The following is a 25,760-nucleotide window of genomic DNA, read 5'->3' as shown; positions in this document are numbered from 1 at the left end:
TCTTACTTGAAGATTGCATGTTTTTGAAAGAAAAGTAGAACTAATCCTTAAGCCGACTCTTAGGATAATTCTCTTGCAGAAAATCTTTAACTAAACTTTTATCATTTTCGATGATGGAATAATGTGCTTTTGCTAACGCAAAAGGAATCTTTTTATCTTTTATTTAATTAAAAGCTTTCGCATGCGAAAGGTATCATAAACTTGTCACTTATCACTTGTAACTTGTCACTATAAATTTCGAACTTGTTCGCAATTTATATAATAAGTGTATTGTTAAAAAACGATAGTAAGTCTTCAGAATTACTGAAAACTCCTTGTGCCATTTTATTTCCACCGCCACCACGACCGTTATAGGTATTTATATTGTTTTTGTATATTTTACCACAGTGTAGTTTGAAACTTCCATCATGAGTTAATAATACTCTGTTATCTTTTTTTGAAGCTAAAAAAAGTACTGATTTTTGATTTTCCATAATAGTGTTTGCTAATAATTGAAGGTCATCAAAACTTTTATCTTTTAATAGTACTTTTATTAATGTAAAATCTTCGTTATCAATTGTTTTTTTGATATTAAAACTATCATTTTGGATAATTTCAATAGCTTCATATTTTAGAAGTTTATTTTTAACTGATTTTAACTCCTTTATTAGTTCTTTAGATTTTTCTATATCAGATTTTGTTTTCTCTATAATAGAGTTTTCATCTGTAGAGTATAATTTGCTTAATTTATTTACTATGTTATGTTTGTTTTGATAATCTTTTAAAGCTCTTATACCGCACTTGAAATATACTCTAGTCATTCCTTTATAATTTTCTGTTTTAATTATTTTGATTAAGCCTACTTCACTTGTACTATGAGGGTGAGTTCCGCAACAAGCAACACAATCAATTTCATTTATATCAACTATTCTAATGTCTGAATCAACTTTTAATTCTTTCCTAAGAGGCAGTTTAATAGCATCATCTTTGGTTACAACACTTATATTAATACTATTATTTTTATTAATTGCTTTATTGGATTCCTGTTCAACTTTGCTAATCATTTTTTTATCTATTGATTTTAAATCTATGTCGATAGTTACATAGTCTTCACCCATATGAAAACCATGGTTATGGGCATTATATAGTTTTAGAAAAACTCCTGATAAAATATGTTCCCCACAGTGTTGTTGCATACGATCAAGTCTTATATTCCAATCAAGTTCACAGTTGGCTTTTTCACCTGTAATAGATTTATCAATTTGGTGATATATAATTCCATCCTTTTCAAAAACATATTCAACTTTAGCATCATTTATCCATCCTTTATCAGATAATTGACCTCCACCTTCTGGAAAGAAAATTGTCTTATCTAATACGACAAGAATTTGTTCATTATCATTTATTATATTTATAACATTAGAGGTACATTCTTTTAAATATGGATTACCTTCAAACAGCTTAATTGTCAAACAAATCACTCCTAACAAATTTCAATATTATTATTTTAACATATTTGTAAAGTATGGGGACGATATTTTATGTATAATTTAATGTAATAAAATTATTTGATTCTTAATAGAAAAAGTTTTTTATATGTATACAAATATAAAGGTTCTTATAAATTATTAACAAATTTTAATAAATTATTAATTTTGTTTTAAAAATATTAAACTATAATAGGAACTAAGGTTTTACGATTTATTAACAAAACTTTACATAAAAAGTAGAAAAAATAATCTACGTATAGTTTATAATTAAAATGTACTAATAAAATAATGAATTTATAATTAAACCTTATTTGGAGGTCTTAGTAATGAAAAAAGCATTAATATTAACAGCTTCTACAGGAGCAGGACATAATCAAGCTGCAAAGACTTTGGAAAATTTATATAATGATAAAGAATATGAAACATACATTTTTGATTTTCTTAAAAATTCATCCTCATTATTAAACTTTATCGTAGCAGATGGTTATGAAATATTAGCAAAGAATATTCCAAAGGTATATGGAGATATTTATAGAATAAGTGATAAAGAATTTATAAATGATAAATTACTAAAAAAAGTTTTTGTTCCTGTGAAAAGAAAAGTTTTGAAAAAAATAATGGATATAAGACCTGAGATAATAATTGCAACGCATCCTCTTGCAGTTTCAATAGTCAGCAGATTAAAAGAAAAAGGATTTATTAATATTCCATTTATATCAATAGTTACTGATTATAAAGCTCATTATGCGTATGTAGATAAAAATGTTGATGCATATGTAACAGGTAGCTTATACACAAAAAACAGCTTAATAAAAAGAAATATTTCAAAAGAAAAAATTTTTTCATATGGAATACCAATTCGTGAAGATTTTTTTACTAATATATATGAAGAAAATAAAAACGAAGAATTTTCAATTTTGATAATGGGCGGTAGCATGGGTTTAAAAGACATAGCACCGGTATTGAAAGATATTATAAAAAGCAATCATAACAATTTAAATATAACCGTAATTTGTGGTAAAAATGAAAAGCTAAAGAATAGTTTATTAGAAGATTATAGTCCAAAAATAGATGGAAAGAAAATTAATATTATTGGTTTTACTAAAGATGTTCCTAAGTATATGGAAAAAAATAATTTGATTATTTCGAAGCCAGGAGGATTAACTGTATCAGAATCAATTGCGAAAAATATTCCTATGGTTATACCTTTTGCAATTCCAGGTCAAGAAGAAGAGAATACTGAATTCTTAGTCCAATCAGGGGCGGCAATTAAGGTTAATAATAATGAAGAGATAAATAAAATTATAAATTATCTCGTTGAAAACGAGGAAGACTATAATAGATTAAAAGCTAATATGTATAAGTTATCTAGATGCTTTGCTTTAGAAAATATTATTAATTTATCAGATAAGCTAATATACAAATATAATAATGAATTTTTAGATATTGAAAGAAACGATAAAAGAAAATTATTTAGAATAATATCATAATATTTTATTTCATTGTTTGATAAAGATAAAATATATAGCGAAAAGTTGAGTCAAAAAAACTTTTCGCTAAGTAAAAAGACTATATCAATATCCTATTTTATTGTCATAAATATTTATCATTTCATTTGGACAATTAAGATAAGATTTTAAATTCTTTAAAATTATTGGTGTTGCTTTTTCCATGTATTTATTAGAAGGTCCACATATATGAGGTGTGATAATTACATTATCCATATCCCATAAGGGACTTTTTTTAGATAAAGGTTCATGATAAAAAACATCTGAAACAAGAAAGGCTATTTCTTTAGTTTTAAGAGCGAAGGCTAAATCATCTTCATTTACAGTTGAACCTCTACCTATATTAATAAAGCATGCTGTGTCCTTCATTCGCTTAAATGATTTGATATCTACAATTTTATGAGTTTGTTCTGTGGCAGGAAGTAAATTTACAATATAATCACATTGTTCATAGAAATCATCTATACTAGCAAAAGTATACATTTTATCTATATAAGGCATATCTTTTAAAACTCGTTTCACACCAAGTACATTCATTCCCATCATGTGGGCTTTCTTAGCTAATTCACTGCCAATTTCACCAACACCCATTATTCCTAATGTTGAACCAAAAATTTCAGTTTGAGGCATAACTTTAATCCATTGTTTATTTTCAGAATTTATGATAATTGATTTAAGTTGACGTGCGACAATAACCATCATAGCTATAGCATACTCAGTCATTTGAATTTTATGAGCTCCTTTAAGCGATGTTAAAATAATATTTTTTTCGGAAATTATTTTTGTAGGCATATGATTTACTCCCGCAGTTAAAGCTTGAATCCACTTGAGTTTTTTTGCATTATTAATAACGTTTTCATCTATGAGTGATGAAATTATTATTTCAGATTCAGGAACATTTTCGTAATATTCTTTTTCTGATTTTGCTTCAATAGTTTCAAAAGGGGCTAAATTTAATTTATTTGTAATAGAATAGTCTTTATTAGAAAGTTCAGCTCCATTAACTTTTGTATAAATTAAAACTTTACGCATAATTATCTTTCTCCTTTCATAAATTAATAGATATATGTTAATTATAGTATAGAAGTTTTCGATAATAAATATAGTTGTCTAAAGAATATATTTATTATTTTGTGTAATAATTATTAAAAATATTGCAACTTTAAACTATGAGGCTAGCAAAATTTCAATCATTTATCTGAAAAATGAAATATATATACGAATAAATATTCAAAAATATGAATAATAATATGATTTTCTGCTTTGAGATTTATAGAATAAATATGTGAAAAATTTGCTGATTTATAAATGAAAACATTAATAATTTGGTAAAAACTAATTAAATATTGACTGAAATGCTGAAATAATTTATAATCATAGGGGTGAAGTAAAATTTTAAAGTTAAGGAATTATGAATTTTTTGTCAATGCAGGATTAATTGACAATGAAAGTTTAAAATTGCATTCATTCAAAAGACGGGAAGGAGTTAAATATGCTAAAGTATATTGTTAAAAGATTTATTGCAATGTTTATTACACTATTTTTTGTAATCACATTAACGTTCTTTTTAATGCATTCTATCCCTGGAGGTCCGTTTACTAGAGAAAAAGCTTTACCTCCGGCTGTAGAAGAAGCTCTTAATAAGAAATATCATTTGGATGATCCTTTGGGGAAACAGTATGTAGACTATTTAAAAGGGGTAGTTACACTGGATTTAGGACCATCGTTTCAAAAAGTAGGAGTAGAAGTTACTGATATGATTAAAGAAGGATTTCCTGTATCAGCAAAAGTTGGGGGAATGTCTTGTTTAGCCATAATCGTTATAGGAATTCCTTTGGGATTAATATCTGCACTTAAGCAGAATAAGTGGCAAGATTATTTGGTTAGTATATTAGCTACTATTGGAATTACTGTGCCTAGTTTCGTTATGGCTACCATGATTATTTATATATTTAGTTCAAAGCTTGGATGGTTACCTTCAAATGGTTTAACATCGTGGAAGCATTTTATTGGACCGGTAATAGCATTAGGTGGATTTTCGTTGGCCTTTGTTGCTAGACTTACAAGATCAAGTATGCTTGAAGTTTTAAGACAAGATTATATTATGACAGCGAAAGCTAAAGGATTAAGCCAATTTAAGGTTATAGCAAAACATGCACTTAAAAACGCGCTAATTCCTGTTGTAACATATATTGGTCCTATGATTGCAGCAGTATTAACAGGATCATTTGTTGTTGAAAGGATATTTGCAATACCTGGTATGGGAAAGCTATTTGTTGAAAGTGTAGGTAATAGAGATTACACAGTTATTTTAGGTGTGACAATTTTCTATGCAGCTTTTTCTATATTTATGATTTTCCTTGTTGACATTGCATACGGATTAATAGATCCACGTATTAAACTAGAAGATTAGGGGGAAACCAAATTGGCTGATGTGAAATTTAATGATAATAAATTTGCTCGATTAGATAAAAGTAAATTCAATAAGGAAACTATTTCAAGACCTAGTCTTACATATTGGCAAGATGCATGGAGAAGACTAAAAAAGAATGTTTTGTCTATGATTGGGTTAATAACAATAATTGTAGTATTACTATGTTCTGTTTTGGGACCTATGTTTTCAAAATATTCTTATTCTGACCAAAGACTAGATTTTGCTAATATTCCACCGAGTTTTACGATACATAAAATTGGAGATAAATATGTTTATGTACATAAGGAATATAGATTAATTGAAGTTACTGAAGATGGTAAGCTTCTTAATAGAATTAAAGAATCAGAAAAAAATATGATGCAAAAGTACAATGCTTTTGATTTCTATGGAGAAAAGGCAGTAGTTGACTACTCTTATGCTGCTAAAAATAAAGGTACTGATGGTAAAAAGTTTGCTCTTATGGTAGGAGATAAAGAAATCGAGCCATATAAAACTGTTAAAAATAAAGTTTATAAATGGGGAACTGATTCTCTGGGAAGAGATGTTATGGTAAGAGTTTTTTATGGAGGACGTATTTCTTTATTGATTGCATTTGTAGCCACTTTGGTTAATGCTTTAATCGGAGTATCTTATGGTGCAATATCAGGATTTGAAGGTGGAACAACAGATAATATTATGATGCGTATTGTTGATTTAATTAATACTGTTCCATTGATGCTTTATGTTATTTTACTTATGGTAGTCATGGGAGCAGGATTAAAAACTATGATTGTAGCTTTGGGAACGGTTTACTGGGTAAGCATGGCTAGATTAGTAAGAGGTCAAGTGCTTTCATTAAAAGAACAGGAGTTTATTCTTGCTGCTAGAACATTGGGTGTATCCAAGAGCAAGATTATTTTCAAACATCTGATTCCTAATGCAATGGGGCCTATAGTGGTATCTATGACTATGCTTATTCCAAGTGCAATATTTACTGAAGCATTTTTAAGTTTTGTTGGTTTAGGGATACCAGCACCTGAAGCATCTTGGGGTACTTTGGCAAGTGATGCATTAACAACATTGAGAACTTATGGATATCAACTATTGTATCCGTCTTTAGCTATATGTATTACTATGTTTGCATTTAACTTTTTAGGTGATGGATTAAGAGATGCTTTAGATCCGCGTCTGCGTAAATAGAGGAGGAGTGAGTTGAAATGACTGAAAAAATATTAGAATTAAAAGACGTTAAAACCTCTTTCTATACTCATTTAGGTGAAGTTCAAGCGGTTAGAGGCGTTAGTTTTGATGTTACTAAAGGTGAAACAGTTGGTGTAGTTGGTGAATCTGGTAGTGGTAAAAGTGTAACAGCTAAATCAATAATGAGATTAATTGATCACCCAGGAAAAGTAAAAGATGGCGAGATTATCTTTAAGGGTGAGAATATTTTAGATAAGAATAATGGGGAATTAACAGCAATAAGAGGTAACGAAATAGCTATGATATTCCAAGATCCTATGACTTCTTTAAATCCAGTTTATAAAATAGGCAACCAAATAATGGAAGTTGTTATGAAGCACCGTAAATTAAGCAAGAAAGAGGCTAAAGAAGAGGCTATTGAAATGTTAAGACTTGTTGGAATTCCTTCGCCAGAATCCAGAATAGATAACTATCCTCATGAGTTCAGTGGTGGAATGAGACAACGTGCTATGATAGCTATAGCTTTATCATGTCAACCAGATTTATTAATAGCTGATGAGCCTACAACAGCTCTTGATGTTACAATTCAAGCACAAATTTTAGATTTAATGAATAGCTTGAGAAAAAAATTAGGAACATCTATTATTTTAATTACACATGATTTGGGAGTGGTTGCTGAGACTTGTTCAAAAGTTGTTGTAATGTACGGTGGTTTAGTTATGGAAGAGGGTAGTGCTTCTCAAATCTTTAAGAATCCTAGAAATCCATATACTATAGGATTGATGAAATCAATTCCTAAGATAACAAAGGGAGAAAAAGAAAGATTGATTCCAATTGAAGGTTCGCCTCCAGATTTATTAAAACCTCCTACAGGATGTCCGTTTTGTGAAAGATGTCCTTATGCAATGAATATTTGCTTAGAAGAAAAACCTCCTTATTTCCAAGTTGAGGAAGGACACAGGTCTATGTGTTGGTTACTTCATGAAGATGCACCTGATATGGACACTGTTGTAAAAGGAGGGCAATAAAATGAGCAATAATGAAAATAATAATGATGTTTTAATAGAAATTAAAGGTTTAAAAAAATATTTCGTAAAAAAAGAAGGATTCTTTGGAAATAAGAAGAAGTATATAAAGGCAGTGGATGATGTTTCGTTTAGTATAAAAAAAGGAGAAACTTTTGGATTAGTTGGAGAATCTGGTTGTGGGAAGTCAACTACTGGTAGAACTATAATTAAATTATATGAACCAACGGCTGGAAGTATAGTGTTTGATGGCAAAGATATTAGTTCTTTACCTGAGAAACAAATGTTGCCATACAGAAAAAAAATGCAGATGATTTTCCAGGATCCCTATGCATCATTAAATACTCGAATGACAGTTGCTGATATTATTGGCGAAGCAATAGATACACATAATATTGCTCAAGGGAAAGAGAAGCAGAAATATATATATGATCTTTTAGGAAAAGTTGGGTTAAGTAAAGAACATGCAAGTAGATACCCCCACGAATTTAGTGGTGGACAAAGACAAAGAATTGGTATTGCAAGAGCGCTAGCAGTTCAACCAGATTTTATTATCTGTGATGAACCGATATCTGCACTTGATGTATCTATTCAGGCACAAGTTGTTAACATGCTTGAGGATTTACAAAAAGAGTTAGGTCTGACTTATCTTTTTATTGCACATGATTTATCAATGGTAAAGCATATATCTGATAGAATAGGAGTTATGTATTTAGGAAAAATGGTTGAAGTTGCAACTAGTGATGATTTGTATGATAAGCCAACACATCCTTATACACAAGCATTGTTATCTGCTATTCCTATTCCTGATACTGATGTTGCAGGAAGTAAGGATAGAGTAATACTAGAAGGTGATGTTCCAAGTCCTTTGAATCCTCCTTCTGGCTGTAGATTTAGAACAAGATGTCAGTATTGCATGGATATTTGTTCAGAAGTTGAACCAGAATTAAAAGACATTGGCAATGGACATATGGTGGCATGTCACTTAACAAAATAAATTTAGAATAAAATTTTAAATTTTGTTAAAAATAGTAGTGTTATTATTTGTGAAAAATACAAAACTTATTATTTTTCACAATTAAATATAAAAGGGGGATATAAAATGAAGAAAATTCTATCAATTTTAACAGCTTTATTAGTTACTGCTTCAATTTTAGCAGGTTGTGGTTCAAATGCTAAAAATGGAAACAAAGCTGGCGATGCTGATAAAGACTCAGCAAAAGAATCAGTTTTGAAATGGAACTTGGGTTCAGATCCTAAGACTTTAGATCCACAATTAAACTCAGCTACAGATGGTGGAGATATTTTAACTAATACATTTGAAGGATTAATGAGAGATGTTAAAGGTGAAGTAGTTCCAGGTATGGCTGAAAGCTATACTGTATCAGATGATAGTTTAGTTTATACTTTTACATTAAGAGATGCTAAATGGTCTGATGGAAAGGCAGTTACTGCTCAAGACTTTGAATACGGTTGGAAAAGAGGTATGGATCCTGCTACTGCATCTGAATATGCATTTATATACGAAGCTGCTGCTATAAAAGGTGCTGGTGAGTATTCTGCTTTTAGTGAAAGAGCTTGGTTAAAAGGTCAAGACACAGATTTTGCTGCTTTATTAGATAAAGAAAAAGCTGAAGAAGATGAAGCTAAAAAAGAAGAATTAAAGAATGAAATTACTAATAGAATAAAAGAAATGACTGAAGAAGAAACTACAGCGTTTACAGCAGCTAAAAAAGAAGTGATAGATAACGTTGGAGTTAAAGCTTTAGACGAAAAAACTCTTGAAGTTACATTAGCTTACCCTGCTGAATACTTCTTAGGTTTAACTGGATTCTATACTTTCATGCCTGCAAGAGAAGATATGGTAGACCCTGATGGTGTTTGGGCTAAAGATCCTGCAAAAGCTATTTCAAATGGTCCTTTCAAATTAGCAGAATACAAATCAGGTGATAAAATTGTACTTGTTAAAAATGAAAACTACTGGAATGCAGATTCTATAAAACTTGATAGAATCGAAGCTTCTATGATAGTTGAAGCAACAACTGCTTTAACAGCTTATCAAAATAATGAATTAGATGTACTTGATGATGTTCCAACTGCAGAAATTGCAAAATTACAAGCTGAAGATCCAACTTTTGGAGTATTACCACAAATCGGTACTTACTACTATTCTTTCAATATGGAAAAAATTGATGAGTTAAAAGATGTAAGAGTAAGAAAAGCATTAGCTTATTCTATAAACAGAGAAGCTATAGTTGAAACTGTTACTAAAGGTGGCCAATTGCCTGCAACTGGTTTTGTGCCAAAAGGTTTATTAGATGCTGATGGTAAAGATTTCAATGAAACAGCTGGTGATTATGGTATGCCTAAAGATGATTCAAAATATGAAGACGCTAAAAAATTATTAGCTGAAGCTGGATTCCCAGAAGGAAAAGGATTCCCTAAATTAGTTATTTCTTACAATACTAATGAAGCGCATAAAGCTGTTGCTGAAGCTATTCAAGAAATGTGGAAAACTAACTTAGGAATTGATGTTGAATTAACAAATGCTGAGTGGGCTGTATTCCAAGATAATAGAGTACATGGAGATTTCCAAATAGCTAGAGGTGGATGGTTAGGTGACTATGCAGATCCATTGACTATGTTGGATATTTTATTAGATGGTTCTTCTCAAAACTATGGAAAATGGAGTAATCCTGAATATGATAAAGCAATAGATGCTACTAGATCATCTACAGGTAAAGAAAGATTCCAACATTTCTATGATGCTCAAGAAACATTAATGAATGACTTACCAGTAATGCCTATCTACTACTACACTGATTTAGTAATGGTAGCGGAAAAAGTTCAGGGATGGATGAAGACTACAATGGGTCAATTCTATTTCGGTCAAGTTGAAATGGCTGAGTAATTAAATTAATAAATATAAGTGAAAGAGGAATCTTAGGATTCCTTTTTCGGTTTAATACCGAAATTCTTTATAAAAATTAAGTATGCTATATGCAACTTAGTTTTTATGAAGAATTTTTTGTTGTATTGATTTGTTGTTTAATTTAAATCAATCTACTATAATAGGGTTAATAAGATAAATAATGGTATAGTGATTATAAACTATCTGTATTATAATGTGATTAGTTTATAAAGTATTTATAAAATAATTGAAATGAGATGATTATATTGAGAAAACCAAAGTCCTTAAAAGCAGGTGATACAATCTGTATTATTGCACCTGCAAGTCCTACAGAACGAGAAAATGTTCTTAAAGCTGAAAAAGCAGTGAGAAAACTAGGGTTTAATGTAATTTTAGGAGAGAGTTGTTTTGAGGAATATGCTTATCTATCTGGAAAGGATGAAATAAGAGCTAAGGATTTGAATAACGCTTTTTCCAACAAGAACATTGATGGCATTTTGTGTTTAAGAGGTGGATATGGAACTCCTAGGATACTAGATATGGTTGATTATGATTTGATAAAAAATAATCCAAAAGTATTCATAGGCTATAGTGATATAACTAGTTTGCATATAGCTATAACTCAAAAATCTAATTTGGTAACTTTTCATGGACCAATGGCAGCTTCAAATATGGTAGATGATTTTGATGCGTTTACAAGAGAAAATCTTTTAAGAACTATAACTGAGAATAGCGGATATAATATTGAAAATCCAGAAAATCAATATATTAGAAGTCTTAATTCCGGTTATGCTGAAGGTGAAATAATTGGTGGCAATTTAACATTGATAACTTCAAGTTTGGGTACACCATATGAGATAGATACAAAAGGAAAATTATTATTTATTGAAGAAATAGCAGAAAGACCTTACCAAATAGATAGAATGTTAACACAATTAAGACTAGCAAATAAATTTAATGAAGCATCAGGAATCATGTTTGGTGATTTCAATAATTGTGTTGCAAAAGAAGGGCATAAAACTTTTCAACTTGTGGATATATTTAAAGAAATAGTTAGTATATGTGGAAAACCAATTATATATAATGTTAGATCCGGACATTGCAAACCAATGATAACAATTCCTTTTGGAATTAAAGCTGCTTTAGATGCAAATAAATGCGAAATTAAAATACTTGAAAACACGGTGTTAAAATAAAGTGTAAAGCAAGTTGTCACTATAAATTTGGAACTTGTTCGCAATTTATAAAAAGGGTGGTGTTTAAATGAATCAAAAAATAATTATTGACAAAGAAAAGTTATACGAAGAAATAGATAAAATTATTGATTGGGTTATTGACGTTAGAAGAGATTTTCATATGAATCCAGAATTAGGTATGGAAGAGTATAGAACAAATGAAAAAATAAAATCCTATTTAGATGATATGGAAATTCAATATAAAACCCCTATAGCTAATACAGGAATATTAGGGATGATTAGCGGCATAAAAAATGATAATATAAATGTGAGAACGGTTGCGTTAAGAGCTGATATGGATGCACTTCCTATAATTGAAGAGAACAAAGTAGAATATAAGTCTAAGAATAATGGTAAAATGCATGCATGTGGTCATGATGTACATATGGCAGTTCTTCTTGGAACGGCAAGAATTTTAAAAAAATTAGAGAAAGAGTATTCAGGAAATATAAAATTAATTTTTCAGCCTGCTGAAGAAACTGTAGGTGGAGCTAAGCCTATGATAGAGGCAGGTATAATGGAAAATCCAAAAGTTGATGCAGTTTTTGGACTTCATGTAGCACCAGAATTAGATAAAGGGAAATTCGGTATTAGATACGGTAAAAACAATGCCTCTTCTGACACCATAAAGATTGTTGTTATAGGAGAAAGTACACATGGTGCTTATCCGCACTCAGGAATAGATGCAATTGCAATTTCAGGTCAAATTATTTCAGCATTGCAAAACATTGTAAGCAGAAATGTTGATCCAGTAAATTCGGCTGTTGTAACAATAGGCTCTATCCATGGTGGAACTAGAGGTAATATTATTGCCGATGAAGTTGAGATGATTGGAACAGTTAGAACATTAGATGATGATACGAGAAGTTTAGTTTTGAGTAGAATAAAATCAATGGTTGAGAGTATATCTAAATCAATGGGAGGCAATGGAAAACTGATAGTTGAAGAGGGTTATACTTCACTTATTAATGAAAATTCTATGGTTGATTTAGTTAGGAATAATGCTCAATTTCTTGTAGGTGAAGAGAACATTAAGATAATTGATCATCCTAGTTTAGGAGTTGAAGATTTTGCATATTACTTAAAAGAAGCTAAAGGTGCATTCTTTAGATTGGGTTGTAGAAATGAGGAAAAAGGAATTATTCACGATGGACATCATAAGCTTTTCGACGTTGATGAAGAATGCTTAAAATATGGTATAGCATTACAAGTTTTAAATGTATTGGCCGTACTTCAGAAATGATGGTGATTTTTTGAAAGAAAGGCTGAAAAAACTTTTAGTTCAATATCAAGAAAAACATATTCATTAAAGGATTTAATTACACTAATGATTATGTAAAGTGATAATAAAGCTACTAATGTGTTAATTAATTATCTAGTTATGGATGAAATAAATTCTACAATTAATGATTTTGGAGTAAAGGAAACCATTTTACAAAGAAATATGATGGATTTTTATGCAAGAGAAAAGGGCATAGATAATTATACTTCTCCAAAAGACATTGGTGAATTATTATGCAATATATATATAGTAATTTCCCAATCATCAAATCAAATATTTGAATTAATGAAAAATCAAATTTTTAAGAATATGATACCTAGATATTTAGGTGATGAGTATATAGTAAAGATAGTTAAATTAATTATTGAATTAATTGAGGAGTGAAATTATGATTATAAAAGATATAAGGACAGAAAAAATTTATATTCCACTAAAAAAACCGTTTAAGACAGCTCTAAGAACTGTTGAAGTTATGGAAAATATTATTGTAAAAGTTATTACCAATGAAGGGGTAATAGGTTACGGAGCAGCAGCTCCTACAGAAGTAATAACTGGAGACACGATTGGTTCAATTATCAATGGTGTTGAGCACATCAAAGAACATCTTATGAATAGAAGTATTGAAGATTTTGAAGAAAATTTATCTGTGTTGAATGGATGTCTTGTAGGTAATACAAGTGCAAAAGCGGCCGTTGACATTGGACTATATGATTTGTATGGAAAATATTATAAAGCTCCTTTACACAAATTACTTGGGAATCATAAAAAGAAGTTACATACTGATATAACAATAAGTTTGAATGATGTTGAACAAATGGCAATAGATAGTTTGGAAGCAGTTAAAGAGGGATATCAGGTTTTGAAAATAAAAGTTGGAAAAGACGGTAAAAAAGATTTAGAAAGAATGAAAGCAATAAGAAAAGCAGTTGGAGATAAAATTAAATTAAGAATTGATGCTAATCAAGGTTGGAAACCTAAAGAGGCGATAAATGCAGTAAATAATATGTTAAATGCTGGAGTAGATATTGAAATTGTTGAACAACCAGTATTTGCAAAAGATTTTGAAGGAATGAAAATGGTAACTGATAATGTACCAATTCCAGTTTTAGCAGATGAAAGTGTATTTTCTCCTGAAGATGCTGTTAGATTAATTAATATGAGAGCAGCTGATATGATAAATATTAAGCTTATGAAAACTGGAGGAATATATAATGCTTTAAAAATTGTGTCCATTGCAGAAGCTAACGGAGTTGAATGTATGATTGGTTCAATGATGGAAAGTAAAATCGGTGTTAGTGCTGCAGCACATATTGCTGGGGCAAAGAAAAATATTATAGATGTAGATTTGGATGTTCCGTTACTTTGTAAAGAAGAACCTGTTGATGGGGGAATTATTTATAATAAATCAGAAATTACGTTTAATGATAAATTTGGATTGGGGATTATAAAAATTTAAATTTAATAAAGAAATATTAATAATAAACAAGGTGAAATATAGTATAATTATAGTAATGAATTCAGCTTAACCAACTTAACACATGAAAAGTTTATGATGAAGAGGAGGTTTTAATATCAAAATTAATATTTCTGATAAAGTAAAAGAGTATTTGGGTAAAAAAAATTCTAACGTAATTACAGTGGAAGTAGTAGCAAGTGGTGTATGTTGAGGTGGCTCAACTATGCCTAGCATAGCAATAACAGAGCCGGTGGCTTCAGAAAAGTATAAATACAACCATTACAGTGTAGATGAAATAGATATTTATTTAAGAAAAGCATTTAATGTAAGAGAAGAACTATCATTTTCTTTATCGTCATTTTTATTTTTCAAGCAAATTACTGTACATGGGATTATAGTTATTTAAATTAAAATAATCAAGGGTAATTTTTCCTTTGATTATTTTTAATTTGAATTGAGGCTAATGTTAAATTGTTCTTTTTATGGTATAATAAAATTTATGTATACTAGTCAAAACTATGATTTTGTATTAATTAATTCTATCTGTTAATAATAACTGATAAGGAGGAATAGAGAATGAGTGAAAAAAATAAAAAAATAGAAGTGGAAGGGAATACTCCTTCTAACTTTATACATAATATTGTTGAAGAATATTTAGAAGCGAATCCTGATAATAAAGTGCATACTAGGTTCCCACCTGAACCAAATGGATACTTACACATAGGTCATGCTAAATCAATATGTTTAAATTTTGGCATTGCTAAGAAATATAATGGGTTATGTAATTTAAGATTTGATGATACTAATCCGACGAAAGAAGATGTTGAGTATGTTGATTCAATAAAAACTGATGTTAAATGGTTAGGGTTTGATTGGGAAGAGAGAATGTACTTTGCATCAAATTATTTTGAAAAAATATATGAATGTGCAGTAAAATTAATAAAAACAGGCAAAGCTTTTGTATGTGATTTATCTGCAGAGGAAATTAGAGAGTATAGAGGAACGCTAACTGAACCTGGAAAAGAAAGTCCTTATAGAAATCGTTCCGTTGATGAAAATTTAGAGCTGTTCGAAAAAATGAGAGCTGGAGAATTTGAAGATGGTACAAAAGTATTAAGAGCTAAAATAGATATGGCATCTCCAAATATGAATATGAGAGATCCAGTTATTTATAGAATTGCTCATGCTCATCATCATAATACAGGAGACAAATGGTGCATATATCCTATGTATGACTTTGCGCATCCTCTAGAAGATGCTTTTGAAAATATAACACATTCAGTTTGTACACTAGAATTTGCTGACCATAGACCTTTATATGATTGGGTAATAGAAGAGTTAGAATTTGATATTCCACCTCATCAATATGAATTTGCTAGATTGAATTTAACTAATACAGTTATGAGCAAGAGAAAATTAAAAACATTAGTTGATGAAAATACAGTAGCAGGGTGGGATGACCCTAGAATGCCAACAATTTCGGGTTTAAGAAGAAGAGGATATACACCAGAGTCTATTAGAGATTTCTGTGATAGAATAGGTGTTGCAAAGGCTAATAGTTTAGTTGATGTTGCATTACTTGAATATTGTATAAGAGAAGATTTAAAAACAAAAGTTCCAAGAATAATGGCTGTACTTCGTCCAATAAAAGTAATCATTACTAATTATCCAGAAGGGCAAGAAGAAATGCTTACTATAGAAAATAATCCAGAAAACCCTGAAATGGGCTCAAGACAAGTTCCATTTTCTCGAGAATTATACATTGATGCAGATGACTTTATGGAAAATCCACCAAAGAAATATTTTAGAATGTTTCCCGGAAATGAAGTTAGGCTTAAAGGTGCCTACTTTGTAAAATGTAACGATGTAATAAAAGATGAAGAAGGAAATATAGTAGAACTACATTGCACATATGACCCTGAAACTAAGAGTGGAACAGGATTTACAGGACGTAAAGTAAAGGGTACAATTCATTGGGTATCAGCATCTCATGCAGTTGATGCTGAAGTTAGACTTTATGAGCATTTAATGATAGAAAAAGAAGACAATGAAAGTGAAGATAGTGAAATGATATTGAATCCGAATTCTATGGAAGTATTGACGGATTCGAAAATTGAACCTTCTATTAAAGGCGTTTGTGAAGGGGAAAAATACCAATTCTTAAGAACTGGATTCTTCTGTGTTGACAAGGACTCAACTGAAGAGAAACCAGTGATTAATAGAATAGTTTCATTAAGAAGCTCATTCAAAATTAAAAAGAAATAAATTAAATTTAGTGCTGTTACCATATTTAGTGGTAGCAGCTTTTTTTCAAATTATCAAGAATCTAGATTGAATAATATAAAGTCCTTTTGAAGTTCAAAAGGACTTTATATTATTTATGTATTATTACTATTTAGAATACTATTGTTATATTTATGAAACATATACTATAAAAGGTATAGAATATTTTGACAATTGAATCAAGAATTTTGTTTTATGATATTATTTCTTATTTTTTTTCGAAAATACTTGATAAAAGAAATAAATATAATCATTATTGGTTGAAAAAAGGATTAATTATAAAAAGAGTACTTGCTAATTTATTTGGAGTATTATTAGTATATTTATAAAAATTAGCTAAATAAAACAATAAATAATGTTTATTTGAAGATATATTTAATAAACTGAAAAATCATATCCTTTACATATATAAAATCAATAATTTGTTCGTTGACATGATAATAACTTTATCATATAATCAAAAGCATGAAGGATATTATTCAAAAAAAATACAAAATGCAAGAATAGTATAAGAGAAAAGTAAATATTAATGAAAATTTCATTTAAGGAGGATGTATCATGATAGTTGGTATTCCAAAGGAAATCAAAAATAACGAAAATAGAGTAGCTATAACTCCTGCAGGGGTAGAAGGATTTGTATCCGCAGGGCATAAAGTTTTGATTCAACAAAGTGCTGGTATTGGAAGTGGGATACTTGATCAAGAATTCGTACAAGCAGGAGCGGAAATAGTTCCGACTGCAAAGGAAGTATTTGATAGATCTGATATGATTATGAAAGTTAAAGAGCCATTGAAAGAAGAATATGAATATTTTAAAGAAGGACAAATTTTATTTACTTATTTGCATTTAGCACCAGCATATGAATTGACTAAAGCATTACTAGATAAGAAGGTAGTTGGTATTGCTTATGAAACAATTGAGTTAGAAGATAGATCTTTACCATTGCTTATACCAATGAGTGAAGTTGCGGGTAGAATGTCAGTGCAAGTAGGTGCTCATTTTTTAGAAAAACATGAAGGGGGAAGAGGTATACTATTAGGAGGTGTACCAGGAGTTTCACCAGCTGAAGTTGTTATAATTGGTGGAGGAATAGTTGGTACAAATGCAGCAAAAATGGCCATTGGCATGGGTGCTAAAGTTACTGTGTTAGATAAAAGCGCTAAACGACTTGCTTATTTAGATGATTTGTTCTCCGGAAGAGTTTCAACTATCATGTCAAATAGCTATAATATTGCTGAATTAGTTCAAAAAGCTGATTTATTAATAGGGGCTGTTTTAGTTACGGGAGCTAAAGCTCCAAGACTTGTTACTGAAGAAATGGTTAATACTATGAAAGAAGGAGCAGTTATAGTTGATGTGGCTATAGATCAAGGTGGATCAATTGAAACAATTGATAGGATTACAACACATGATAACCCGACTTATGTAAACCATGGAGTTCTACATTATGCAGTTGCTAATATGCCGGGGGCAGTAGCTAGAACTTCAACATTTGCTTTAACGAATGTAACGCTGCCATATGCTTTAGATATAGCTAATAAAGGATATGAAAAGGCTTTAAGGGAAGATGAAGCATTGGCTAAAGGTCTAAATGTAATTGATGGAAAGGTTGCTTATGAGGCTGTAGCTAAAGCTCATAATTTAGAGTTTATAAAATATTTATAATAAATTTATTAACTTTGTTACTACAGAGATTGAGTAGTAACAAAGTTTTTTTGTATATAAAAAGTTTGAAATTTATATTTGTTATTTGATATAATATAAGTACAAATCATAAAATTAGTATTACAAGAAAATTAATACAGATAAAAATCAATAAATTAAATTGTACTATAAAAATTTTATATTAATTGGAGATGATACTATGTATGTAAAAAATGAAATGAGCAAAAATGTATTAACTGTAACAACTAATACACCGATACTTAAGACTTTAAACATTTTTACAGAGTCTGGATATTCGCAAATACCAGTAATAGATGAAAATTGTAAAGTTGTGGGATTAATAACAGAGAGAATTCTTAGAGATGTGACACCTTCTAAAGCTACTAGTTTGAGTATATCAGAAATGAATTATCTTTTACAGAAGACTTTATCAGGTGATGTTATGCAAAAAGAAGTTGTAACAGCTTCTCAAGAAATATTATTAGAAGAGGCAGCAAAAATTTTGCGTGACAATGATATTGGATCTTTACCAATACTAGATGACGATAAAAAATTAGTTGGTATGATAACTAGAACAGATATTACAAATGCATTTATTAGATTAATGGGATTCGATAAAGAAGGTACTAGAATTTCTGTTGAGGCAGATGACCATCCAGGAGCTTTACATACAATAACAGGAATTATTAAAGAATTAGGAATGGATATAAACAGTATAAGTACTTATGAATTAGAAAATAATTTATATGAAGTGATTTTTAGAATAAAAGGTTATGAAATTGATGAACTAGTTAACAAATTAAACGAAGAAGGATATAAAGTTCTAAGCGTTTTAAAACATTAATAAAAGCAGCTATTAGCTGCTTTTATGTTCTTTTTTGATTAATGTTGTAACTTTGATCAGCTTTTAATGCATTTTCAATGTAGGTTCCAATTTGATGTCCTTTTATATAAGAGTTTAGTTGTTTATCAGGGACAGTATCTTTATGTTTATCTTCACCAAGTAGACTATCAATTATTCCTTTTTTGGCTGAGGGTAAATCTCCAACATGAATTTCTTTTAAATTTTCGAATCTAAATAACAAATCTTCTCTTTCCATAACAACACCTCCTCACAATTATAATTTTATTTTATCCAAACTTAGAAGATTTAATTCAAGCAAATTAGTCGTCAGTTTTAAGATGGTTGTTAATGATGACTTTCTTGCAAAAAATAAATAATACCAGCCGGGAAACTGGTATTATTTTAAAACTAGTAAGGAGTTTAAAAAATATTAAAGTTCGGGGAACATGAGTTATAGAAACTCATTAAAGTGGATTTATAAATATTATGCTAAGGGCTTAGTTAATTAATGTTTACGTTTACTTAACTATAAATACATTATAATGGAAAAAAATAAAATTGTAAAGGATTTTTTAAAAGAAAACGTTTAAAATTTAGAAAATTTAAAATATTGATTCAAAGTAAAATAATTAAATTATTTTTAATATATTAATATTTTGTAACCAAAAAGTAATTTTTAGTTTTTGGTTATGGTGTATACTTATAATCAGAAATTAAGCGCAAAGGAGTTAAATATAATGCATTTATTAAAAAGAGTTTTTTGTATATTAATCTTAATTTTTTTACTACCTTCGTGTTTAGATAAAACAGTTCCATCAAAAGAAGTTATAAGTAATGAGAAACCTATAGATATTGAATCATTTAGCAATGAGAACAAAGATGATGGAAAGATAGTAAAGAATAATGGCCAAAAATCTGGCTTGCTTTTAGGAATTTCACGTGAATCAGAATCTGATATGTTTTCTTCTTCAAATAAGTACAGAACTCTTTGGATTTATCAATCAGACGGTGAGATTAAAGTGAACTTAATTAATGATGAAATTATAGCTCCTTGTGGAGATGAATTTTATAGCGTTTCTAAACATAAATGTAAGTATGAAAAGTTGAATGAATGGGTTCGAGAAAAAAAAGACTTTTTGGATTACTTAGATTATGAATATTATTTTAATTTCAATAAAATTGTGGTAAGGAAATTGGGACAAGACACTAATACTGAATTAAGTAAAGAAGAATTAAAGAATAAAGCTGAAAAAGAAGAATGGCCTATAAATTTATTGAATGAAGAAATTTTGTATATAGGTAATAAATATATTTGCATAAAAGGTGATAATTTCATAACTGGTGGGGGAACTTATAAAAATCAAGATTATTATATAAATTTTTTCGAATTAAATGATACAAAAAAAGAAGTTAAGTTTACAGATATTATTGACGAAATACCCCAAGATAAAATTAATAAATTAAAAGAAGAAAAATCAAAAGTTTTAATAGAAGAAAAAGTGGAAAATGGGGAATTATATTATGAAGAAAAGCAATTGGTAGATGATAGATATATTGCTGTTAGAAGGGAGAACGGTACATTAGTTACTCAAATGCCATTGATTACGGAGAGTAAGCATTATGGAAATGGAAGTATGCATAGAATAGAAAAAAAATATTTGAACATAGAAGTTAATTTACCTGAAAGTATAAAAAATCATGAAAAGTTATCTCTATCTTGGGGTAACATAAAGTCATATTATCCTAGCGTTAGAGATGCTGTATCATCTCCTTCAGGCAATATGTTGGTAATATTAACAGATAAAAAAATGTTGATTTTCAGCGGGGAAGACTATGATTTGAATTCGCCTAATTATGAAATAACTATTGATTTGAAAGAAAAAATAATTATGAATCAATGGGCAACGGGTAATTATGTTAAAGAATGGACTAAAACAATAGAAGAACATATTAATAAATAAAAAAGAGAAGGGTATATACCCTTCAAAAATAAGTTGTAGGAATTAAAATGTTGTTATTTTTTAACGTTCATTAATAGGTGCTTAGTTATTGAAATAATAAATTGTTCCTATAAAAAATAGTTACCGTAATATACCAAGGGGTGATATATTGTTTGATAATAATATAACAAGAAACGCACAATATATTATAAAATAATAGTAAATTACTTCAATAACAATTATATTATAAGCAATTTTAGAAAAAAGTTCAATAAAAATATTTTAAAAGTGTTAAAAATATAACGAAAATAATTATTTAGTAGAGTTTGAAATTGTTACTACCATATTAATTTCTCCACCAGATTTTTCAGCAGTATTATACATTTGTTCTAAACACTGAAAAACTTCTTTTTCTGTTCCACATATTTCTGTGTTTAGAGGAGATACTGAATATTCAATATTTTTGTTTGTTAAGGTCTTGATAGAATCTCTAATAACTTCTGATGCCTCTGATGTTTTTAAAGGATAAACTGCTACTTCAGCTGTAATCATAATTTTCCACCTTTCTTTATCATAAATAATATATTTATTTAAATCAGGTTTAGTTTTTGTCAGAGGATTAAATTTTATTCTAAAAAAAATCCCTACTGAAAGCAGTAAGGATTCTTTTTGCTAATTGGCTGTTACAAATAGATTTTTATAATTTTGTTTATTATAAATCATATTGTAACAATGATTTATAATGTCACTTCGTTTAATGATTCCTATAAAAATATTATTGTCATCTACAACAGGAACAAAATTTTGAGATTTAGCAAGTTCTATTAAGTTTTCTATATCTGAATTTATTTTTACAGGTTGAACCTTCATTCTTCTAGGAATATCTTTAACTAGAATTTTTTCAGCATTTTTAAAATTGAAGTTCTCTGAATTTTTGATTTTCCATAGCAAGTCACCTTCAGTTAAAGTGCCAATATAATGGCCTTTTGAGTCGATTAGAGGAATTGCTGTGTATCTGTGGAACTCCATTCTTTCTAATGTTTGTCTCATAGTAGCTGTATGCTTTTCATATACTACCTCGCTTTTTGGAGTTAAAAAAAATGCAATATTCATTTATTCACCCATCCTTTAAATTTATTGAAAGCTGAACAATCCCCGTACTATAATTATAACATTTTTTTGACGGAATTTCTTTAACAAAAATTAATTTTATATTAAATATTATTGAATTTTTATTAACACTGAGGTTATCATACAAAAACTTGGTCAATATTACTTGATGTTTCATATACTAAAATAATGAAGTGTTTCGAGGTGATTAAATGACAGAAATTGATAAACTTAGTATAAGTAATAAAATTGGTAAAACTACAATTGTTCTAAATCTATTATTAGCTTTTGTAAAAATCACCATTGGTTATTTGGGTAAAAGTGCTGCAGTTGTAGCAGATGGATTTCATTCATTATCTGATATATTTACTACTATTGGAGTAGTTATAGGAATTAAGTATGCTGTGAAACCTGAGGATAAAGAACATCCTTATGGGCATGAAAAGATTGAACCATTAATCACAAAAATCCTTGCTATTTTTTTATTTGTGACAGCAATATTTATTTTTTATAATTCAATTTTAAACATAAATAATGGAAATTATCCCCGCCCGCTAGCAATAACATTATTTGTTGCAGCTTTATCAGTTATAATAAAAGAGTGGATGTATAGATACACAAAAAAAGGTGGAAAACTGATAGGTAGTTCAGCTTTAGTAGCGGATGCTTGGCATCATAGAGCTGATGCATTTTCATCAATTGGAGTTTTGTTAGGGGCATTCATTGCAAGGTATGGTCATCCAATTTTTGATCCTATCGTATCAATAATAATTTCTATAATTATTATTAAGATTGCATCTAAACTTTTTTTAAATTCAGCAAATGAATTGATGGATTGTTCAGCGGATGATGAAGCTATAGATTTAATTGTAAATTATATAACTAATGTTGAAGGAGTTATTAAAATTGATGATTTAAAGACTAGGAAACATGGAAATAAATTATATGTAGATGTAGAAATTTCAGTAAATAAGAATACAACATTTTGTGATGCTCATAATATTGCAGAAACAGTACATGTTGGTATAGAAAATAATATAGATACTGTAAAACATTGTATGGTTCATGTGAACCCTTTTTAGAAATGGTAGATTTATAAATATTCTATTTGAATTAATATTGAAAAGTAATTCATTTAAATGTTACAATAATCGTGAACTAAAAACTTGATATAATATTTCCATTTCTTTGGTGATATTAAAAAAGAGAGGTGTATCATGCAATATTTAATGAAAAAAAAATTATTTGATTTAGAAAGTGAATTTAAAATAAAATGTGATGGAATTTCTAAATATAATACTAAATTAGTAAGTAGTAATGGACAAAAGGAATTGCATATTTCTAATATTCACTTTGAAGAAATAATCAAAATAGTTGCAAGTGAATTAGAAAAGGCTAAAGAATTTAAGATTTGCCTTTATGGTAGAATGATACTTAAGGTAAATATGAAGGATTATGTTAATAAGCAGATTCTTTTTAGAAGTATGTATGGAGACGAATATGATGTTATTGAACATAAAGGAAATCTTGAACATAACAATTATATAATAAGAAAAAATGGATTAAGAATAGCTAAATCATTTAGAAAACCATTAGCTCAAATAGATGAGTATGCAATTGACATACTAGAAGTGGAAAATCAAGCATTGATATTAGCTATTGCAATAGTGGTAGATGAATGTGTTTAAGTGAATTTTATAACTCATGGTAAAATGAATAGAAAATTATTAAGGTTATTATCTAAACTATTGATTGTAACCTTTTTTTATTTTATAAATATTTTTTAGTGAAAACTATTTTTGTATGAAATTATTTAAATGAGGAAAAATAGCTTGAAAAGTATTGGCAATTATATTAATCTTAATTATATGAACTTATATAAATTTATGATAAAGGTGAAATAAATGGAAAAAATTAAAAAGAGAAAAGAAGAAAGACTAAAGAAAAAAAAGCAAAAAAGAAGGATTTTTATTTTATTATTATTAATTATTTTAACATTTTTCAGTTGTTATTGGATTACTAAATTATACTTGAAAAGTAAAAATGAAATTCCTGTAACTGCTAAGACAGAAAGTCATAATGAAGAAGCTAATGTAGAAAAGGAAACTTCAGATAATGGGGAGACTTCAAAAATAGATGATGCAGAAAAAGAACCACAAAAAGAACCAGAAAAAATTTCAATAACAATATCAGCAGCAGGTGATTGTACATTGGGATCAGATATAAACTACATAAGTGGACAAAGTTTTATGAATGAATATAAAAAACAGCAAGATTATGGATACTTTTTTGAAAATGTAAAAGAAGTATTTGATAACGATGACTTAACTATAGTTAATTTAGAGACGACTTTTACTGAGGCTACAGCACGTGCAAACAAAAAATTTAGATTCAAAGGTAATCCAGAGTTTACAAATATAATAAAAGAAGGAAGTATAGAAGCAGTAAATATTGCTAATAATCATTCACATGATTACCTTCAGCAAGGCTATGATGATACAATTAAAAATCTAAAAAATGCAGGTATAGATTATTTTGGTTATGAAAATAAAAGTATAAAAGATGTTAATGGTGTTATGGTAGGTATGATTGGTTATGAAGGATGGTCTTATACGCAGAATTTGAAAGATAAAATTTTTAATAGCATTAACGAACTGAAGGATAATGGAGCACAACTTGTGATTATTAGCTTTCATTGGGGAGTTGAACGAAAAAATTACCCAAATGAAGCACAAAAGAATTTAGCTCGTTATTCTATTGATGCAGGTGCTGATTTAGTGATAGGGCATCATCCCCATGTCATTCAAGGAATTGAAGAATATAAAGGCAAAAATATATTGTATAGTTTGGGAAATTTTTGCTTTGGAGGAAATAAAAATCCTTCTGATAAAGACACTTTTATATTTCAACAAACATTTAATTTTGAAGATGGAAAACTCTTAGTAGATAATGAAAATAAGATTATCCCTTGTAGTATCTCTTCAGTTAAAAATAGAAATGATTATAAGCCAACAATAAGTACTGGTGATGAAAAGAATAGAATATTAGATAGAATTAAAAAATATTCAAATTTTTAGTTATTGATTTATGAATTATTTTATGGTATTTTTAAATAGCAAATTTCATAAAATTAAGTAAAACATAATAGGACAGTTCGAAAGCCTCCTGTCTTAAGATAAATATTACTTCAATTTATTATATACTTCCCCAATATTAGATTTCAGTTAAATGAGGATTTGTGTAAATTATTACTTGAACATATTTATCTGCTAAACAAAACTAAGGCACCAAAACTTAACTATTTTGAGTTTTAGTGGTTGTTTTTAATTCAGCCACTTTTAATTGTGTAGATAAATTGAATAAATAAAAAAAGTTTTGAGCCTAGTTTTTAAAGAAACAGGAGATTGTTCTGGAATGTT

General features: G+C 28.8%; 22 protein-coding genes and 1 pseudogene. 18 read left to right on the top strand and 5 right to left on the bottom strand.

Features of this window, described 5'->3' with window-relative positions; genetic code table 11:
• Positions 1–254: 254 nt before the first annotated feature.
• On the bottom strand, positions 255–1,451 hold the full coding sequence (locus ACQ3F0_RS21895; RefSeq protein ID WP_428867858.1) for an alanyl-tRNA editing protein: 1,197 nt from the start codon (positions 1,449–1,451) through the stop codon (positions 255–257).
• A 344-nt stretch (positions 1,452–1,795) separates the two neighbouring features.
• On the opposite strand from ACQ3F0_RS21895, the gene ACQ3F0_RS21890 reads away from it, so the two are divergent.
• Positions 1,796–2,959 (top strand): MGDG synthase family glycosyltransferase, encoded by a 1,164-nt coding sequence (locus ACQ3F0_RS21890; RefSeq protein WP_428867857.1) that lies wholly within the window; start codon positions 1,796–1,798, stop codon positions 2,957–2,959.
• An 84-nt stretch (positions 2,960–3,043) separates the two neighbouring features.
• Here the strand turns inward: ACQ3F0_RS21890 and ACQ3F0_RS21885 are convergent, their stop codons facing one another.
• Complete coding sequence (locus ACQ3F0_RS21885; RefSeq protein ID WP_428867856.1) at positions 3,044–4,009, bottom strand: D-2-hydroxyacid dehydrogenase; 966 nt, start codon at positions 4,007–4,009, stop codon at positions 3,044–3,046.
• Between the two features lie 460 nt (positions 4,010–4,469).
• On the opposite strand from ACQ3F0_RS21885, the gene ACQ3F0_RS21880 reads away from it, so the two are divergent.
• From ACQ3F0_RS21880 to ACQ3F0_RS21820, 13 genes and pseudogenes are all read left to right on the top strand, one after another.
• On the top strand, positions 4,470–5,390 hold the full coding sequence (locus ACQ3F0_RS21880) for an ABC transporter permease (RefSeq protein WP_428867855.1): 921 nt from the start codon (positions 4,470–4,472) through the stop codon (positions 5,388–5,390).
• Positions 5,391–5,402: 12 nt separating this feature from the next.
• Positions 5,403–6,590 carry an ABC transporter permease gene (locus ACQ3F0_RS21875; protein ID WP_428867854.1) on the top strand — a complete coding sequence of 396 codons (1,188 nt, stop codon included), beginning with the start codon at positions 5,403–5,405 and terminating at the stop codon, positions 6,588–6,590.
• A 17-nt stretch (positions 6,591–6,607) separates the two neighbouring features.
• Positions 6,608–7,618 carry an ABC transporter ATP-binding protein gene (locus ACQ3F0_RS21870; protein WP_428867853.1) on the top strand — a complete coding sequence of 337 codons (1,011 nt, stop codon included), beginning with the start codon at positions 6,608–6,610 and terminating at the stop codon, positions 7,616–7,618.
• Position 7,619: 1 nt separating this feature from the next.
• On the top strand, positions 7,620–8,612 hold the full coding sequence (locus ACQ3F0_RS21865) for an ABC transporter ATP-binding protein (protein ID WP_428867852.1): 993 nt from the start codon (positions 7,620–7,622) through the stop codon (positions 8,610–8,612).
• Between the two features lie 105 nt (positions 8,613–8,717).
• Positions 8,718–10,526, top strand: coding sequence for a peptide ABC transporter substrate-binding protein (locus ACQ3F0_RS21860; protein WP_428867851.1), 1,809 nt, complete (start codon positions 8,718–8,720; stop codon positions 10,524–10,526).
• A 266-nt stretch (positions 10,527–10,792) separates the two neighbouring features.
• The gene (locus tag ACQ3F0_RS21855) at positions 10,793–11,722 is read left to right on the top strand and encodes a S66 peptidase family protein (RefSeq protein WP_428867850.1); all 930 of its coding nucleotides are present in this window, start codon (positions 10,793–10,795) and stop codon (positions 11,720–11,722) included.
• A 67-nt stretch (positions 11,723–11,789) separates the two neighbouring features.
• On the top strand, positions 11,790–13,004 hold the full coding sequence (locus ACQ3F0_RS21850) for a M20 metallopeptidase family protein (protein ID WP_428867849.1): 1,215 nt from the start codon (positions 11,790–11,792) through the stop codon (positions 13,002–13,004).
• A 108-nt stretch (positions 13,005–13,112) separates the two neighbouring features.
• Positions 13,113–13,427, top strand: a pseudogene (locus tag ACQ3F0_RS21845) (serine hydrolase); the annotation flags it as partial.
• Between the two features lie 4 nt (positions 13,428–13,431).
• Positions 13,432–14,499, top strand: coding sequence for a dipeptide epimerase (locus ACQ3F0_RS21840; protein ID WP_428867848.1), 1,068 nt, complete (start codon positions 13,432–13,434; stop codon positions 14,497–14,499).
• Between the two features lie 223 nt (positions 14,500–14,722).
• Positions 14,723–14,905, top strand: coding sequence for a hypothetical protein (locus ACQ3F0_RS21835; protein WP_428867847.1), 183 nt, complete (start codon positions 14,723–14,725; stop codon positions 14,903–14,905).
• Positions 14,906–15,075: 170 nt separating this feature from the next.
• Positions 15,076–16,764: a glutamine--tRNA ligase/YqeY domain fusion protein gene (locus tag ACQ3F0_RS21830; protein ID WP_428867846.1), complete on the top strand. Its 1,689-nt coding sequence runs from the start codon at positions 15,076–15,078 to the stop codon at positions 16,762–16,764.
• Positions 16,765–17,340: 576 nt separating this feature from the next.
• Positions 17,341–18,447 carry an alanine dehydrogenase gene (gene ald, locus ACQ3F0_RS21825; protein WP_428867845.1) on the top strand — a complete coding sequence of 369 codons (1,107 nt, stop codon included), beginning with the start codon at positions 17,341–17,343 and terminating at the stop codon, positions 18,445–18,447.
• Positions 18,448–18,646: 199 nt separating this feature from the next.
• Positions 18,647–19,291 (top strand): CBS and ACT domain-containing protein, encoded by a 645-nt coding sequence (locus tag ACQ3F0_RS21820; RefSeq protein WP_428867844.1) that lies wholly within the window; start codon positions 18,647–18,649, stop codon positions 19,289–19,291.
• Between the two features lie 22 nt (positions 19,292–19,313).
• Here ACQ3F0_RS21820 and ACQ3F0_RS21815 read toward each other — a convergent pair whose 3' ends face one another.
• A complete protein-coding gene (locus tag ACQ3F0_RS21815; protein WP_428867843.1) occupies positions 19,314–19,547 on the bottom strand; it encodes a hypothetical protein in 234 nt (77 codons plus the stop codon).
• A 481-nt stretch (positions 19,548–20,028) separates the two neighbouring features.
• Between ACQ3F0_RS21815 and ACQ3F0_RS21810 the strand changes: the two genes are divergently transcribed.
• Positions 20,029–21,252 carry a hypothetical protein gene (locus ACQ3F0_RS21810; protein WP_428867842.1) on the top strand — a complete coding sequence of 408 codons (1,224 nt, stop codon included), beginning with the start codon at positions 20,029–20,031 and terminating at the stop codon, positions 21,250–21,252.
• 291 nt (positions 21,253–21,543) lie between these two features.
• Here ACQ3F0_RS21810 and ACQ3F0_RS21805 read toward each other — a convergent pair whose 3' ends face one another.
• Together ACQ3F0_RS21805 and ACQ3F0_RS21800 are read right to left on the bottom strand one after the other, a co-directional pair.
• Positions 21,544–21,783: a YkoF family thiamine/hydroxymethylpyrimidine-binding protein gene (locus tag ACQ3F0_RS21805; protein WP_428867841.1), complete on the bottom strand. Its 240-nt coding sequence runs from the start codon at positions 21,781–21,783 to the stop codon at positions 21,544–21,546.
• A 120-nt stretch (positions 21,784–21,903) separates the two neighbouring features.
• On the bottom strand, positions 21,904–22,344 hold the full coding sequence (locus ACQ3F0_RS21800) for a CBS domain-containing protein (protein ID WP_428867840.1): 441 nt from the start codon (positions 22,342–22,344) through the stop codon (positions 21,904–21,906).
• A gap of 209 nt (positions 22,345–22,553) precedes the next feature.
• Here ACQ3F0_RS21800 and ACQ3F0_RS21795 point away from each other — a divergent pair, with 209 nt between their 5' ends.
• From ACQ3F0_RS21795 to ACQ3F0_RS21785, 3 genes are all read left to right on the top strand, one after another.
• On the top strand, positions 22,554–23,423 hold the full coding sequence (locus ACQ3F0_RS21795) for a cation diffusion facilitator family transporter (RefSeq protein ID WP_428867839.1): 870 nt from the start codon (positions 22,554–22,556) through the stop codon (positions 23,421–23,423).
• Between the two features lie 135 nt (positions 23,424–23,558).
• Positions 23,559–24,029 (top strand): LURP-one-related/scramblase family protein, encoded by a 471-nt coding sequence (locus ACQ3F0_RS21790; protein ID WP_428867838.1) that lies wholly within the window; start codon positions 23,559–23,561, stop codon positions 24,027–24,029.
• A gap of 216 nt (positions 24,030–24,245) precedes the next feature.
• Positions 24,246–25,418 carry a CapA family protein gene (locus ACQ3F0_RS21785; protein WP_428867837.1) on the top strand — a complete coding sequence of 391 codons (1,173 nt, stop codon included), beginning with the start codon at positions 24,246–24,248 and terminating at the stop codon, positions 25,416–25,418.
• Positions 25,419–25,760: the final 342 nt, after the last annotated feature.

The sequence above is a fragment of the Clostridium sediminicola genome (genome assembly GCF_050402865.1).
Classification (GTDB): Bacteria; Bacillota; Clostridia; order Clostridiales; family Clostridiaceae; genus Clostridium_AF; species Clostridium_AF sediminicola.
This window is presented reverse-complemented; position numbering and strand designations above follow the sequence as displayed.

Excerpts from the sequence above, each read along its gene's own strand:
- ACQ3F0_RS21890 (WP_428867857.1), top strand. The coding sequence starts at position 1,796 with ATGAAAAAAGCATTAATATTAACAGCTTCTACAGGAGCAGGACATAAT.
- ACQ3F0_RS21885 (WP_428867856.1), bottom strand. The coding sequence starts at position 4,009 with ATGCGTAAAGTTTTAATTTATACAAAAGTTAATGGAGCTGAACTTTCT.
- ACQ3F0_RS21880 (WP_428867855.1), top strand. The coding sequence starts at position 4,470 with ATGCTAAAGTATATTGTTAAAAGATTTATTGCAATGTTTATTACACTA.
- ACQ3F0_RS21870 (WP_428867853.1), top strand. The coding sequence starts at position 6,608 with ATGACTGAAAAAATATTAGAATTAAAAGACGTTAAAACCTCTTTCTAT.
- ACQ3F0_RS21865 (WP_428867852.1), top strand. The coding sequence starts at position 7,620 with ATGAGCAATAATGAAAATAATAATGATGTTTTAATAGAAATTAAAGGT.
- ACQ3F0_RS21860 (WP_428867851.1), top strand. The coding sequence starts at position 8,718 with ATGAAGAAAATTCTATCAATTTTAACAGCTTTATTAGTTACTGCTTCA.
- ACQ3F0_RS21850 (WP_428867849.1), top strand. The coding sequence starts at position 11,790 with ATGAATCAAAAAATAATTATTGACAAAGAAAAGTTATACGAAGAAATA.
- ACQ3F0_RS21840 (WP_428867848.1), top strand. The coding sequence starts at position 13,432 with ATGATTATAAAAGATATAAGGACAGAAAAAATTTATATTCCACTAAAA.
- ACQ3F0_RS21835 (WP_428867847.1), top strand. The coding sequence starts at position 14,723 with ATGCCTAGCATAGCAATAACAGAGCCGGTGGCTTCAGAAAAGTATAAA.
- ACQ3F0_RS21830 (WP_428867846.1), top strand. The coding sequence starts at position 15,076 with ATGAGTGAAAAAAATAAAAAAATAGAAGTGGAAGGGAATACTCCTTCT.
- ald (WP_428867845.1), top strand. The coding sequence starts at position 17,341 with ATGATAGTTGGTATTCCAAAGGAAATCAAAAATAACGAAAATAGAGTA.
- ACQ3F0_RS21820 (WP_428867844.1), top strand. The coding sequence starts at position 18,647 with ATGTATGTAAAAAATGAAATGAGCAAAAATGTATTAACTGTAACAACT.
- ACQ3F0_RS21815 (WP_428867843.1), bottom strand. The coding sequence starts at position 19,547 with ATGGAAAGAGAAGATTTGTTATTTAGATTCGAAAATTTAAAAGAAATT.
- ACQ3F0_RS21810 (WP_428867842.1), top strand. The coding sequence starts at position 20,029 with ATGCATTTATTAAAAAGAGTTTTTTGTATATTAATCTTAATTTTTTTA.
- ACQ3F0_RS21805 (WP_428867841.1), bottom strand. The coding sequence starts at position 21,783 with ATGATTACAGCTGAAGTAGCAGTTTATCCTTTAAAAACATCAGAGGCA.
- ACQ3F0_RS21800 (WP_428867840.1), bottom strand. The coding sequence starts at position 22,344 with ATGAATATTGCATTTTTTTTAACTCCAAAAAGCGAGGTAGTATATGAA.
- ACQ3F0_RS21795 (WP_428867839.1), top strand. The coding sequence starts at position 22,554 with ATGACAGAAATTGATAAACTTAGTATAAGTAATAAAATTGGTAAAACT.
- ACQ3F0_RS21790 (WP_428867838.1), top strand. The coding sequence starts at position 23,559 with ATGCAATATTTAATGAAAAAAAAATTATTTGATTTAGAAAGTGAATTT.
- ACQ3F0_RS21785 (WP_428867837.1), top strand. The coding sequence starts at position 24,246 with ATGGAAAAAATTAAAAAGAGAAAAGAAGAAAGACTAAAGAAAAAAAAG.